At 59.6% G+C, this 14,281-nt stretch carries 13 protein-coding genes; 3 read left to right on the top strand and 10 right to left on the bottom strand.

Annotated features, from left to right (window positions below):
• Positions 1–8: 8 nt before the first annotated feature.
• The gene (locus tag AC0QUY_RS31860; protein WP_161855381.1) at positions 9–1,529 is read left to right on the top strand and encodes a DUF2235 domain-containing protein; all 1,521 of its coding nucleotides are present in this window, start codon (positions 9–11) and stop codon (positions 1,527–1,529) included.
• 125 nt (positions 1,530–1,654) lie between these two features.
• Entirely contained in the window at positions 1,655–4,246 is a 2,592-nt protein-coding gene (locus AC0QUY_RS31855; RefSeq protein ID WP_161855382.1) for an NACHT domain-containing protein, read from the top strand.
• A gap of 788 nt (positions 4,247–5,034) precedes the next feature.
• Here the strand turns inward: AC0QUY_RS31855 and AC0QUY_RS31850 are convergent.
• Positions 5,035–5,244, bottom strand: a complete 210-nt coding sequence (locus AC0QUY_RS31850) for a helix-turn-helix domain-containing protein (RefSeq protein WP_161856762.1) — start codon at positions 5,242–5,244, stop codon at positions 5,035–5,037.
• A gap of 286 nt (positions 5,245–5,530) precedes the next feature.
• Between AC0QUY_RS31850 and AC0QUY_RS31845 the strand changes: the two genes are divergently transcribed.
• On the top strand, positions 5,531–5,779 hold the full coding sequence (locus AC0QUY_RS31845) for a hypothetical protein (protein WP_161855383.1): 249 nt from the start codon (positions 5,531–5,533) through the stop codon (positions 5,777–5,779).
• A gap of 40 nt (positions 5,780–5,819) precedes the next feature.
• Here AC0QUY_RS31845 and AC0QUY_RS31840 read toward each other — a convergent pair whose 3' ends face one another.
• The 9 genes from AC0QUY_RS31840 to AC0QUY_RS31800 are packed head-to-tail and all read right to left on the bottom strand — an operon-like array spanning position 5,820 to position 14,277.
• Positions 5,820–6,071: a DUF2274 domain-containing protein gene (locus tag AC0QUY_RS31840; RefSeq protein WP_246738284.1), complete on the bottom strand. Its 252-nt coding sequence runs from the start codon at positions 6,069–6,071 to the stop codon at positions 5,820–5,822.
• Positions 6,071–7,348, bottom strand: coding sequence for a TraB/TrbI/VirB10 family type IV secretion system protein (locus AC0QUY_RS31835; protein ID WP_202639111.1), 1,278 nt, complete (start codon positions 7,346–7,348; stop codon positions 6,071–6,073). The genes AC0QUY_RS31840 and AC0QUY_RS31835 overlap by 1 nt, the downstream gene beginning before the upstream one ends.
• Complete coding sequence (trbG, locus tag AC0QUY_RS31830) at positions 7,345–8,370, bottom strand: P-type conjugative transfer protein TrbG (RefSeq protein ID WP_246738285.1); 1,026 nt, start codon at positions 8,368–8,370, stop codon at positions 7,345–7,347. Before trbG ends, AC0QUY_RS31835 begins: the two co-directional genes overlap by 4 nt.
• On the bottom strand, positions 8,367–9,071 hold the full coding sequence (trbF, locus tag AC0QUY_RS31825; RefSeq protein WP_161855384.1) for a conjugal transfer protein TrbF: 705 nt from the start codon (positions 9,069–9,071) through the stop codon (positions 8,367–8,369). Before trbF ends, trbG begins: the two co-directional genes overlap by 4 nt.
• 4 nt (positions 9,072–9,075) lie before the next feature.
• Positions 9,076–10,251, bottom strand: a complete 1,176-nt coding sequence (gene trbL, locus AC0QUY_RS31820) for a P-type conjugative transfer protein TrbL (protein WP_161855385.1) — start codon at positions 10,249–10,251, stop codon at positions 9,076–9,078.
• 11 nt (positions 10,252–10,262) lie between these two features.
• A complete protein-coding gene (gene trbJ / locus AC0QUY_RS31815) occupies positions 10,263–11,018 on the bottom strand; it encodes a P-type conjugative transfer protein TrbJ (RefSeq protein ID WP_161855386.1) in 756 nt (251 codons plus the stop codon).
• 48 nt (positions 11,019–11,066) lie between these two features.
• Entirely contained in the window at positions 11,067–13,655 is a 2,589-nt protein-coding gene (trbE, locus tag AC0QUY_RS31810; RefSeq protein ID WP_161855387.1) for a conjugal transfer protein TrbE, read from the bottom strand.
• Complete coding sequence (locus AC0QUY_RS31805; protein WP_161855388.1) at positions 13,649–13,906, bottom strand: VirB3 family type IV secretion system protein; 258 nt, start codon at positions 13,904–13,906, stop codon at positions 13,649–13,651. The genes trbE and AC0QUY_RS31805 overlap by 7 nt, the downstream gene beginning before the upstream one ends.
• Positions 13,906–14,277, bottom strand: coding sequence for a TrbC/VirB2 family type IV secretion system protein (locus tag AC0QUY_RS31800; RefSeq protein WP_246738286.1), 372 nt, complete (start codon positions 14,275–14,277; stop codon positions 13,906–13,908). Before AC0QUY_RS31800 ends, AC0QUY_RS31805 begins: the two co-directional genes overlap by 1 nt.
• Positions 14,278–14,281 lie beyond the last annotated feature (4 nt).

Here is a 14,281-nt window from a genome sequence, read left to right as displayed (position 1 = left end):
GAGGGGAAATGCCGAAGAACATCGTAATCTTCTCCGACGGTACGGGCCAGGACGGTGGCGCGCGCCCGGAGCAACGAATATCGAATATCTACAAGATGTATCGGATTTGCCGGGACCACGCCGACACCGCCATTGACCCGTCGCAGCAGGTGGTCTTTTACGACGCCGGGCTCGGGACCGACATCGGAACGACCGCCCTCACCGCTCCTGTCCGTTTCGTCCAGAAACTTCTTGGATCGGTGACGGGCGCCGGGATCAAGCGAAACATTGCCGACTGCTACGAATTCATCATCAACCACTACCAGCCTGGTGACAGAGTCTATCTGTTCGGCTTTAGTAGAGGCGCGTACACCGTCCGCAGCGTCGCGAACCTGCTGATGCTGTGCGGCATCCCAACGAAGACACCTGCCGGTCCCCTAATGCGGTTTCGAAAGGCCGCGCGCGACATCGCCTTGGAAGCCGTCGACACTGTGCTCGAGCACGGCGCCGGCCACCCTCGCGCAGAATTCGAGGACGAGCGCCTGGAATTGGCACGCCGCTTTCAGGTAAAGTACGGCTCGGGTGATGGATCGGACTCCAATGCCGCCCCCTATTTCATCGGTGTGTTCGACACCGTCGCCGCGCTCGGCGCCAGCGGAATGCGATATGTTATCATCCAGGCAGGGTTGTCAGCCGGCGTGTCGCTTGCGGCGTTCATCGGCGGCTTTATTCCCGCGGTCGGCCTTGCTGCGTTAAGTAGCTGGGCTTTCGGAACGGGATTCATGGTCGCGGGCTTCTTGCTTCAAGTCCTCATCGTGGCCGCTGCAAATGCCCTGTTTTGGTACTGGCAGAACAAGGCCACCACCAAGACCATCATGGATTACCCCGAACCCGGTCAATCGCGATCCCACAAGGCCATATGGAAGGGTGCAAACTTCGATCGTCTGTTGAGCAGGCACGTCTCGTTTGCGCGGGCTGCCAACGCGATCGACGAGACCCGAAAGGATTTCGATCGCGTTAGCTGGGGCGGCAGCGACAAGGGCGCTCCGCACTTTCCTGGGCATGCTCGGCTTGTTCAATGCTGGTTTGCTGGCAACCATTCCGACATCGGTGGATCGTACCCCGAACCGGAATCAAGGCTCTCCGACATCGTACTCCATTGGATGTGTAAGCAAGCAACCTCCGTACCGGACGGCCTGAAAGCCGGCCCGATCTTCGTCAATGGCTCCAAGATGCCGAACACTGGAGATGCGGGCCCTGCCCTCCACATCTTTCCAGCAGCGGACGGTGTGCAGCACTGCGAAGTAGCCGGCATGCGCGACACGCTAGATGCCTTCGCCGAGAAACTCCCCAAATGGGGTTGGCTACAGCGTTATGTCACAACCATGAATTGGGAGATCAAGGTTCGCGATATAACACATGACGCCCCCATTGATCCGACCGTTAAGACCCGAGCAGATTTCGTAGCCGTAACGCAATGCAGCACTGTAGGGCCGTACAGGCCAGAAGCACTCCGCAAGCACGACGATTTCAAGCTACTCTATAATTGACTGCCGCCGCCGCTGTGTGGCGTTGTGCGCAACTTGCATTATGAGAGCAGATTAAGGACGTCGGGCCGCGAGAGTGTACGAATACAGCTTACGAACACGCGCGTTTGGCGCGTGGAAAGGAACAAATGGCGGCAACTTGGTTGGTGAGCCCCCTGATGGCGTTAGTCAGGCCGGCGGTGTCGGCTGTCGCAGGCGATGTTTACCGCCGTTACCGGATTCAGAAGAAGTTCTCTGCAAAGGATCCCAGCGAGCAATCGCCGGTAATGCGGAAGGCGATCTCTGACCTTGATGTGCTGATCGGAAACGAAGGATTGCTGACGCAATCGGTCGCTGGAGTGATCGACGAACTCAAGTCGTCGGGAATACTAGAGCTCATAGCGAGAGACGCATTCTACGAGAGCGACGACCCCGGGGTACGAACATACTTCGAGGCACTGTTTGCCAGGCACTCTCCTGGACTGGATCGGGCAAAGCAGGAAGCCGCGTGCAAGACATTGTATGCGACCATTCGGTTCATGCTGAGGGAAAGCATTCGGCTGCAGGTGAACCCCGACCTGCTCTTCGTCTTCGACACCGAAATGAAGAACACGCGGACGAGACGTGAAGCTACCCCATCCGAACAGATCAAGATCGTAACCTCGGAAATGCGGCCTGACGCGCTCAAGCGGATCGCCTTGGCGGGGCAGACTCTGCTTGATTCCCGATCAGACGCGAGCGGCACGCTCTCCGGCTTGGAAAGAAAGCAATTCCCCGACTGGGTCTATCTTGCTCCAGCAGTTGTTGAACACAAGATCAAGCACGTCTCGGGATGCCTAATGGGGGCGTACGAATATGTCCGCATCGACGGCCCGGCGGAGCGCACCGTCAATTGCGAAATCGACAAGCTATACATTCCCGCACGGCTTTCAGAAGCCGAATTTTCGATCAAGACCCACGACATCAAGGCAATCGGCCTGCCCGAGGTATCGATCGAGGAACTCCTTTCGAACTCCAACCAATGCGCGGTCATCGGCGATCCCGGCGGTGGCAAGTCGACACTGTCGCAGCGGATATGCCTCGACACGCTGCGTAGTGCCCAGCGCGACGGCAAGTCCCCGATGGCCGTCCGCGTCGAGGTGCGCCGTTTCGTACGCCGAGATAATGCCTCATCGAATCAAAGCCTAATCGAATTCATAACGTCGGAAATCTGCAGACAAGCCGAGATCGAAAATGACGACGAGATGGAGATGTTCGTCCGGCATCTGCTCCATTTCGGTCGCATCATTATCGTGTTCGACGGTATCGACGAGATCATTTCGTCACCGAAGCGGCGGCAGTTAATCGACGTCACGCAACAACTCGCCAACCGTTTTCTCCAGGTCCATTTCATATTTACTTGCCGGACCGATTTCTTGGTCACCCCGATACGCGGTGTCCGCCTCTTCGAGCTGCAACCTTTTATCCCTACTGAAATCGATTCTTATTTCCGCTCTGCGAGCAAGCATGTCTTTCAGATGGACGATGTCGAGATCGACCAGCGGGCGCCGGAGTTCTCCAGACAGGCGTACCAATACGCTCCAGAGTTCGTCGTCAATCCGTTGCTGCTGGCACTGATCGTGTGGATCTACAACGTTGCGCAGAGGATACCCGACAACAGGATCGAACTATACCGCGAGTGTTCAGAACTTCTCTTCCGACGCTGGGATAGCTTGAAGGAAATCGACCCGGAACTTCCGGATTCGCACTGGCTATTTCAACTCGTGACAGAGATTGCCCATCGGCTTTACCTTATCGACCGGAAGAGCGAGGGAGATTCCGGCGCGGAGTGGCTTAAGCAGACCGCGCTGAATTTCTTCCGAAAGGTCTACGACGGCGACGTCGAAAACAGAGCGCGTGCCGCGGCGGAACGCTTCGTGGGACATCTCATCGGCCGTTCCTGGGTGTTGCAGGAACGGATCGGTGGAGTCTTCGAATTTACCCATCGGACTTTCATGGAGTACTATTTTGCACGGTGGCTCGACGACGGTTACGACGGCATAAAGACGCTGTTCGACTACGTCGCACGCAGGATCCGGGCCGGCGAGTGGACAGTGCCGATCCATCTGGCCTTCCAACTAAAATGTGCCGGAAAGCTGCGCTCCGCGGAATCTCTGACAGCAGAGTTGCTGCGCCTGATCGAAGAGACCAGGGCGTCTGATGCCGCATGGGAGAATGCGGACGGCGGGGAAAGGCGGCGGCTCAAAGCGGAAGGCAAGGCGCCAACCGTGTTCCCGGAGACGCCGAATGTACTGCAATTCATCGTGGCCAGTATTGGCTACATCCAACCCAGCGAGGCAGCCGTCGTCCGCCTAACGAAAGCTCTCACGAATGCGGTCGCATCCAAGAAGGACGCGAAGGATGAATGGTTTTCGGTCGTCGGCGGAATCGTGGCATCACCGACGCCCTTCCACGACGCGATCGCCGAAGGTGTATATCAGTCGCTGGCGGACGACATCGCCGTCGGGAAAGGTTATACGGTCGGATTCGTCGTCGACTGGCTGTATTCTTGCTACCTCTCGAAGCGAAGCAAGCATGCGGTGCCGTTCAGCGGCCATGTCCTCCGCTTCGAGTGGATCGGCAGGACGTCGACGGGAATATCCGAGACTTTGCGCTCGGTTGGATCGCAGGCAAACATTCGATGTTTCGTCCATCGGTTCGCACCGAGTACGTTAGCCACCGGCAAGCCTTTAGTGGCCTGAACCGATCATGACGAAGTTGCCGATATCGCCTCATCACGTGGCGCACGAGCTTAGTGGCCGAAATCTAAAGTCGGTCCGTCAAAATGATTCCGTATCAACCTGACCAGGGCCGCATGGGCCTTGGTATCGCCAGCGATGAGGCCCAACAATCTCTTGCCGTCGTCAACTTTATCGACACCAAATAGGGGTACCCGTACTCAGCTCAGCTGCTTGAAGGAAATCTTGTATTCTTCCAATTTTGGCGCAGGCATGCCGAGACTCAAGCACCAAATGTTCACGGCGCGCGTCCTTGCTCAGCCGAACCAGCATTAAGGGCACACTCCCCGCCAAGCGCCCTAGATACGCCAATCGCCGCCGCATGCTCCACAACAAAAGCGATAGGTAGCCGAAGCCCCGGCGACCAGAGCGCCGAACAAGATCAATAGGACCGTCCACTTAGCGAAGTGCCCCGCCGTCTAGCCATGAAAATCGCAACTTTGTCTAGCCGCGTCCCGGCCGCGTCTTTTGGCGGTCTTGAGGCTCCGAGATAGGAAAAGGGCGGCCCTCATTACTTTGCTGCCCCTACCCGGAAAGCGCTATCACCCCGGGGCATTGGATCTGCCCAGGCAAAACATCCACCGCGGAGTTAAGGAAGCTCGCACCGACGAACTGCGGGATTACGGCTCAATGTGGAGTTGAACCAAAAGCGGCCAAGTTACCTATTGGGCCTTGACCCAGTGTGACGAGCTGGGTTTGACGAACCTTGGTACCCCCGAAGGTTTCTCCCTTCTCGGAGCGAAACTGCTACGCTAATCGACTTGAAAAAACGAAACGGGGCTGACGTTCAGAGCAACTGACAGCTGTTCGAGAGCGTCGACCGTCGGCGAGTTTTCTTCGCGCTCTATCATCCCAACATAATTTCGATTGAGATTGGCGCGATCCGCGAGTTCCTCCTGTGTGAGGCCGCTCTGCTGCCGAAGCCTTCTGAGATTTCGAGCTACCGTCCGCCGCAATTTCATGCGGCAAGACGGCATCATCAGTTGCGTTTACTCCACCTAGTATACTAGGTATTACGAGGCATCTCTTTTGCACCCAATGCTATGGATTTCGGCAGATGTCTGGTCGAGGAATTCCGCCCATCGAACCCTTTGTCGAGCGAACTGAGCCCGGAGGGAATGGAGCGGGCAAGCGGGTATATCGATTCGGATACAGGCTGGAAGGAACGAAGGAAGTTCTTTCTGCGATCGATATTCCAGCAAAAATGTCGAACTTGCCCTAACCGATGGTTTTTCGGTGGGCACTAAAATGACGCCCACTGGAGATGTCTCGCCGATTCTCAGTGGTCGTGAAGAGATGGAATTTGCGCCGAGTGCCTTTTGGGCTAATGCGTCTGTCGAACAATTGGTGGCTGAGGCTCTTTCCTCGGAAAGCCTCCGTCTAGAAGAAGCCGGTAGCGCCGAGTTAAGCATTCTACAGCAGCGGCTAGAACGCGCGACGAGCCTTGTGAAGGAAGCCATCGAACGTCTAACTAACCCGAGCAAGGCTATTTCCTAACTAGTCTCGACGGCTTTTGCCCTTGGTCGTTCTAATAGCCTTATTGTTGGGGTTTCGAAGACACGCTGCCTGAAGCCTCCTTCGCCGGCCGGCTGGCTCGCCGGAAATCCGCATCGCTATCTAGAAACGCCTCAAGCATAGACGGTACGAGATCGGCCACCTCCTCCCGTGTACCGTAGGTCTCTGCGTAAAAGTCGGCGTAGTCGCGAAGCCGCGCCGCAAGGGTCGGCGTTAGCGTCGTGCTGAGCTTGACCGGGGTTCGGTCGGGCAGCTTCGAAAGCTTCATCAGCATTACCTCGCCTTGGCCGCCGTCTGCATGTCTTGATACGGCTTCAGCACCAGATCCTTTGAAACAATGACGCGCAACGGCCAACCAGGTCGCACTGTGATGGTGGGCTGTACGTCGAGTTGACGTTCGATGAGCCGCTGACCTGCCCTATTGGTCGTCTGCTGAATGCTCTCACGCAGCGCCTTGACGAGATCACTCTCGTCATTACCAAGCGAGAGCTGGGTCCCGATGCCGAGAAGCGTCGCCAGGCCAATTCCCTTGAGCAATTGCCACGTATGGAAATCGACCTCGTCCTCCAGCCCAGCATAGCCCGCCACGTCTGTGGCCGGCAAATTCTCGATCACGATCGAGTTTCCATTCGGCAGGATGAGCCGCGTCCACACAACGAGAGCCCTCTTCTGGCCAAAGGCAACGACGCTGTCGTATTTGCCAACGAGCTTCGTTCCCTGCGGCACCAGGAGATGCTCGCCAGTCACGGTGTCGAAGACGTTTTCCGTTACCTGGGCGATCGTCGATCCCGGCAGATCAGAATTCAAGCCAGTGATTAGGCTCGCCGGAATGATCGATCCCGCCATGATTGCGTAGGGCGACGGCGCGGCTGTGAGGCTGTGAGGGTTGGTCGTTTCCTTGTCGGCTTTGGCGCTAACGAAAGCGAGCTTGCGCGCCTGGGACGACGGAATGATTTCGCTGGAGCGGTCGTTCACTCCGTGGGCCCTTGCAAGGAGATCGGCTGTCGTCGGAGCGTTGTCCGCAGGTGCCGGACGAAATGCCGAAGGCTGCTCAGTGGTTGTGACCGCGGCCGCTGGCTGTTTGCGCCGGTCCTGCTTGTCGGACAAGCGAAACAGGAGGCCCGACTCCTTGGCCTGCTGCGCAATTCGGGCCTGGCGGATCCGCTCTGCCCGTTCAACATCCTGCTCCGGATTAGCCTGGAACGGCGTTTCGGATGGGCTTGCCCCTAGTTTCTTCTCACTCTCGGCGAAGGCGCGACCGACATCGCCGGGCGACGGTGGGCCAAGCTTCGGGGTCAAGTCCTGGTAGGATTTGGGCAGCTTGGTGAGCCCGTCAGCCGTCTGCTTGCGGTCGGTGTTGTACAACTCGGTTCGTTCGGAGGGCTTGAACATCCGAGGCGGACTGAGCGCGATGATCGTAGCACCCGCGATGAACAACGCTGCGACCGCGCAGCCAATCATAAGGGTGCGCTTGTTGAGACGGCGGATCGGCCGCGGCCGTGCCCGCAATTCCAGCCGCTCCGGTGGCACCTTGTCGGAATCCTCGGTCACGATGCGCCTCCAGTGCTGAAGATCTGCGAGACCGGGCGCGCATCGGTGCGGATAATCCGAACTGTGCGCTGAGGATTCTCGCCCAGGCGAAGCTCGGCGGCGCCGAACATCCGGTCGACGATGTAATAAGAGCCTCGCACGCGATAATTGACGAGGTTAGGCCGGCCATCGGCGCCGGCGATGAAGAGCGGGGGCGCTTCGCCTTGGGAGAGACCCGACGGCATCTGAATAAAGACCTTATGGCCATCGTCGAACGCGCGCAGCGGCCGCCACGGCGGATCGTCCCCCTCGATACGGTAGCGGAAGTTCAAACTGTCCAGCCGGACGCCGCGATCAGCGACACGCTGTTCAGTCTCCTGAGCCGCCTGGTTCTGCTTATGCAGCGCGACCAAGCTATCGGTTGGATAGGTCCAGGAGATTGAGGCCATGTAGGTTTGCTTGGTCGAGACGAGCTCGAGGTGGTAGGTGCGCCGGTCGGTCAGGACCACGAGATTGGTCTGAATGTCCGGCAGCGTCGGCTTGACCAGGATATGAACGCGCCGTGTGCTCCCCTGCCCGCTGATCGTATCAGCGATGACCCAGCGCACGGTGTCGCCGGTTGAGACGTCGATCAGCTCTTCGGCCGGCTGCAGCACGATGGTGGAGACCTTTTCCGGGCTGGTGTAAAGCCGATAAAGCGCGCCTTCAGTCCAGGGGTAGACCTGAATGGCATTGATATAGCCTGCCCGGGTCGGCTCGATCCGCGCGGCCTTGTTGGCAGTGGCAACGGCCTGCTCTGGCGGAACCGTTTCGCCTTTCTTGCCTTTGGCCGGCCAAGGCTTGAGCTGGCCAGGCAGGGGCAACACCTTGGGTACCTCCACGACCTGAACTGGCGCAGGCGGATCAGTTTCCGGAAGAGCCTTCTCGAAGCTCAACTCGTCATACGGCGCCTCTAGATTCAGTTTCGTGGCGCAGCCCCCAAGTGTGATGGCCAACGCAAGGATGCTGACCGACGCGCGGCTCTTCATGGCAAAGGACATCATTTTGCGTCTCCGATCAGGTCGCGCGACCAGTTGAGAGAATGAACGTAGAGACCGAGCGGATTTTTCCGCAACGTCTCGGCGGTGGTGGGAGGTTTCAGGATGACCGTTACGACGCCGGTGAAGCGCTCGGTCTTCGTCACCGCGCCGTTCTCAAAGGTGCTCTCCATCCAGCGAATCTCGAAACTGTCGCCGGATGCACGGACGACCGAGATCACGTCGGCGGTAGCGGTTTTCGTGCCGATCTTGGTGAAGGGGTCGGTTTCGCGGGCATACTCGTTGAGCGCCTGTGCGCCGCGATCGGTGACAAAGTCATACGCCCGAAGCCAGTTCATCCGTACAATGACCGGGTCGATCGACAGCGAGCGGACGTTTTCGATGAAGCGCGCCAGGAAGTGCGCGATCTGGGCATCGGACGGCCGGTAGGTCTCGAATGCCGGACCAACCGCGCGCACCTCGCCGAGGCGATCAACCTCGACCACGTACGGCACTACGCTGGACCGGCCGATCAACGCTGTCAGCGTGAGACCCAACACCGTTGAAAGCGCCGTAGCGGCCAGGGCCGCAATCCGCCAGTTGCTGGCCTGGACGCGGGCCGAGCCCATCCGCTCGTCCCAGACCTGCTGCGCCTTCTGGTAGGGCGTAACAGGTTCCGGCGTGTTGCCGTAGCGCACGGACGGACGCTGGAAGGGGTGGAACGCCATGCTTTCAATCCTCTCTCAGCCTTGGACCGGAGGATTGGCTGCCTTTGTCACCTTCTTTCAGGCTCTGGCTGACGACGCGCGCCGCTTCCTTGACGTGCTGCCCCCGGCGGAACTGGCTAGCAAGACCCGACGGCCTGCCACTGGTTGAGGCGGAGCCGTCACCGCCCGGCCCGCCCGAATTCGCTGGCTGGGAACCCTGGCGGGCGGCATCTGCCGCCGAAGTAGCCCCACTTGCCGACGTGCCGGCAAGCGAGGCAGCTGAACGCAGCGCGCCCATTGATCCGCCCGCCGCCATCCGCAAACCGCCGAGCGCCAGCGCACCGCCACCGATCGCGACCGCTGCGGCCCCCGCCACTGTGCCGGCAGCTGCACCCGCCCCAAGTTGAGGCGCGCCCGACACCAGACCTGCGGCAATGCCTGGCCCAAAGATGCCGAGCCCGAACAGTGAGAGCGCGGCGAGCAGCAGGCTCATGGCAGAAACGATATCGACCGGCCGGGTCAGCGTCCTGGAAAGCTCGCCGAAGATGGTCGATCCGATGCCGATGATGATCGCAAGCACCATCACCTTGACGCCGGATGCAATCACATTGCCGAGCGTCTTTTCCGCAAGGAAAGACGTTTTGCCCCAGAGCGCAAACGGCACCAGGATAAAGCTTGCAAGCGTTGTCAGCTTGAACTCGATCAAGGTGACGAAGAGCTGGACCGAGAGTACGAAGAACGCGAGCACGATCACGATCCAGCAGAACAGCAGGATCAGAATCGTCGGCAGGTTGGCAAGCATCTCGAAGCCCGAAAACTGGCCGGTTTCCTCGAGCAGCGGATGCGCCGCGGTGAATCCTGTCGAGGCCACAAAGCCCGGCCGCATCAGATCCGCCGCGCTCAGTGACCCTCCGCTTGCCTTCAGCCCGATGCTTGAGAACGAGCTGAAGACGATGCCGGCAAGCGATTTGAAATTGCCAATGATGAAGGCGAATGCCCCGACATAGAGCACTTTTTTGGCAAGCGTAACCATGATGTGATCGTCGGCCCGCAGGCTCCACGCGAGGCCCGCAAGCGTCAAATCGATCACAACCAGCGTGGAGCTTAGAAACGCAACGTCGCCGCCGAGAATTCCAAAGCCGGAATCGATATAGCGCGAGAATGTATCGGTGAAACGGTCGATGACCGCGAGATCAGCCATGGTCCCCTCCTCTACCGTGAGCCGTTGTAAGCCCGACCGTCTCCGATGAAGCGGGTAAAGCGCTCGCGGCCGGCCTCCGCGGAGGCCTGCTGCTCGACCGCTCGCAAGGCCTCGGCTCGGGCCTGTGTCGCGACCAGCGCTTGGGCCTGCAGCGACTGCTTGACCTGAAGCGCAAGCAGTTCGTTGCCGGACTGCTGGGCCTGCAGGGACCCGACGGCGCCCGAAGAATTGGCCATCAGCGTACGGAGCGTCTGCCCGTCCTGGGCGAGCGCGGAGACAATCGTCGCCTGGGTCACCAGCGTTTGCTTCAGCGCCTGATAGGTGTTGTCCCAGCGAGCTGTCGCGTCCTGCACCATCCGGTCTGAGGACACGGCTGCGGTATATTGGCGAGGATAAAACCGCTGAAGATCACCCTGGGTTTTCTGGACGTCGAAGGAGATGCCTTTGGCTTGGGCGATCAGGCTGTTGATCTCGTTAATCTTCGAAGTGAGTTGGCCAACAACGCTGCTCGGCAGGCTCGTCAGGTTCCTGGCGCCGTTGATCAGCATCTGCGCCTCGTTTTCGAGACTCTTGACCTGATTGTTGATCTGATCCAGTGCCCGAGCGGCAGTCAGAATATTCTGGCTATAGTTCGAGGGATCGAACACGACGATCTGCGCTCCGGGTCGTCGTGACCCACTCACCGTAACCACCAGTGCCAGTCCGATTGCGACGACGCTGGTCGCCAGTTTTCGTGGAACAGTTTTGCCGAGCAGTTTTTCCAGCATCAGATGGACTCCGGACTTGAGGATAAGGATCGCGGGCAACGCGTGTAATCACGCGTCCCTGACTTGTTCGAAGGTGCTGATCAGATTTGCGGCCCACTGTAGATCGCGGGCAGCGAGGTAGCTCTTCGCGAACTGGCCGGGACCGAATTTGGCGAGTAGCGCCTCAATCAGGCGCTGATCCTCGGGCGATGAAGCCGCCGCAAAGGCAAGCGCAACTGGACCGAGCCCAAGCTCGAACAGGCGATTGCCGGCGCGCGATTGCAGGTAGTAGTCCCGCTTCGGAAAGGCTTCCGCGATCAGGCGCACTTGCGTGTCGTTAAGACCGAAACGGCGGTAGGTCTCCGACTGTGAAGGCTCGAGCGCCCGCGGGTTTGGCAGGAATATCCGGGTTGGGCATGACTCAATGATTGCCGGCGCGATCTGGCTGTCGGCAATGTCACTGAGTGACTGGGTTGCGAAGATGACGGCGACGTTTTTCTTACGGAGTGTCTTCAGCCATTCACGTATACGGTCAGCGAACAACGGGTCGTCCAGAAACAACCAGGCCTCATCCAGGACCAGAAGTGTCGGCCGGCCATCAAAACGCGCTTCAAGCGCATGGAACAAATAAGTAAGCACGGGCGTCACCAATCCCGGCAGCGCCATCAGTTCTTCCATCTCGAACGTCAGCACATCGGCGCCGGACAGCCTGTCCGCGTCGGCATCAAGAAAGCGCCCATAAGGCCCTTCCAGCGTATATGGCGTCAGCGCCTGACGCAGTGCGTCGCGTGCCAATAGCGCCACCAGGCCGGTCATGGTGCGCTCAGCAACGGGGGCCGACGCTAGGCTTTTCAAGGCCGACCAGATCGTCTCCTTGACCTCGGGTGTGGTGAGAACCCGTTCATGGGCAAGAACGCCACACAACCAATCAAGCGCCCAGAGCCGCGCTCCCTCGTCGTCGACATCCCGGAGTGGCTGGAACGCAAGCCCACCCTTCACGCCCAGCTCAGACCAGGCGCCGCCGAGCCCAAGCGTCGCCGCGCGGGCCGAGCGACCTTTGTCGAAGATCACAAGCTGGGATCTTTGGTAGCGGCGGAATTGAAGGGCTAGCACCGACAGAAGGACAGATTTGCCGGCACCCGTCGGGCCAACGATCAGACTGTGGCCGACATCGCCGACATGCAGCGTCAGGCGAAATGGCGTTGCACCCTTGGTCTTGGCCAGGAGAAGCGGCGGTCCGTCCAGATGTTCGCAGCGCACCTCGCCTGCCCAAACGGCCGACAAAGGGCACATATGGGCAAGATTGAGGGTATGGACGATCGGCTGACGTAGGTTCGCGTAAGCCTGCCCGGGCAGGCTGCCGAGCCAGGCCTCCACCGCGTTGACGTTCTCCCGGATGGTGGTGAAACCACGGCTATTGATGGCTCGTTCCACCGCGCGAATCTTTTCGTCGGCTGCGTAGGAATCCTCGTCGTGAACCGTAACCGTCGTCGTGATGTAGCCGAATGCTACGAGGTCATCGCCGAGCTCCTGCAGCGCCGCATCCGCGTCCACTGCCTTGTTATCCGCATCGGTGTCGAGCAAGGCCGCCTGCTCGTTGAACATTACTTCCTTGAGAATGGCGCCCAAGGATTTGCGCTTTGCGAACCATTGCCGCCGATAGCGGGACAGTGCTGCTTGGGCTTGCGTCCGGTCGAGCGGCAGAAAGCGTGTGGTCCACCGGTAGGCGACACCAAGCCGGTTCAAGTCGTCGAGCACGCCGGGAAACGTGACGGCGGGAAAGCCCAGAACGGTCACGGTGCGGAGATGGCTGCGGCCGATCGCTGGCGAAAGACCGCCGGTCAGCGGCTCATCGCAAAGGAATGCGTCGAGATAGGCCGGAATTTCAGGAACTTTGACGGGATGCCGCTTTGTCGAGACACAGGAGTGCAGATAGGTCAGCGTGTCCTTGTCGTCGAGCGGGGCAATTTCCGGCAGAATCGACGAGAGCAGATCGATGGCCCTGTGGGTTTCCTGAATGAAGCGCTGGAGATGCTCCTGGTATCCGCCCGACCGCGCGGCGCGTCGCGGCGGTTGACCGTCGCTTGAGCTATCACCTCCCGGAGCATTTTGGTCGGCCACGTGCTGCGAGCGAGCGGCGTGCCCTCGCCGAAATAAGCGAGACAACGGATTCGAGCCAAACGTCTGATTGCCCGGATTTTCCAGAAACAGAGCTTCCAGCCTTGAGACCCGCTCGACCGGCGGCAGATACATCAATGTGAGATGCGCGATGCTCTCAAAATGCTGGCCGGCGCGACGCGAGGGGTCATCCCATGCCGCATCGACTGTTTCCTCAAAGGACGCGCGCCGCTCCTCATCGACCAGCCAGGACACCGCATCGGGAAATTGCGACCGAGGGTAATCCGAGGCCGGGACGCGGGTGGCGTCGAAGAACAGCGCCCAACCTGAGCCAAATCTTTTCAGGACATTGTTGACGCGGGATGCGGCGCTCATCAGTTCCGCTTCGGTGGCGCTGTCGAGATCTGGACCGCGGTAACGTACCGTGCGCTGGAAACTGCCGTCCTTGTTCAGGACAATTCCGGGCGCAATCAGACAGGCCCAGGGCAGCCAGTCAGCCAGCCGATGTGCGTGGGAGCGAAATTCGCGCAGGTTCAGCATGCGAGCCATCCCTTGTGCTTGGTGTGGCGGACAGCGACTTCGACAAAGGCCGGATCGCGCTTGGCAAGCCAGACGGCGATGCCGTGCCCGACGATCCAGAGCACGAGGCCCGCGAGCCAGAGCCTCAAGCCGAGCGCCAGCACCGCCGAAATCGTGCCAAGCAGGATCGCGGCGGCGCGCGGTGCGCCTCCAATCAAAATCGGCTCGGTCAGCGAGCGGTGAAGAACAAGTTCAAAGCCGTCGGGTCGCATCAGATCAGCGCTCCGCCGCCGAACGAAAAGAACGACAGAAAGAACGAGCTGGCCGCAAAGGCGATCGACAGGCCGAACACGACCTGGACCATCTTCCGAAACCCGCCGGACGTATCGCCAAAGGCGAGCGAAATCCCGGTCACCGTGATGATGATGACAGCTACGATCTTTGCGACCGGCCCCTGTACGGATTCCAGAATGCGCTCGAGCGGCGCCTCCCACGGCATGCCAGAACCTGCGGCGCCAGCGGCCGACGCCGTCAGCAACGTGACAATGAAGCCGGCGCCGAAGTCGACGATGACAGGTTGGACGGCATGGCGAAGCCGTCCAAAGCAACCACGCGCGGCTGAGACCTGAAGTCTGAATGTCATGAAC

The sequence above is a fragment of the Bradyrhizobium sp. WYCCWR15520 genome (assembly GCF_056174665.1).
Note: the sequence above shows the minus strand (reverse complement) of the source record. Positions and strands in the feature narration are given on the sequence as shown.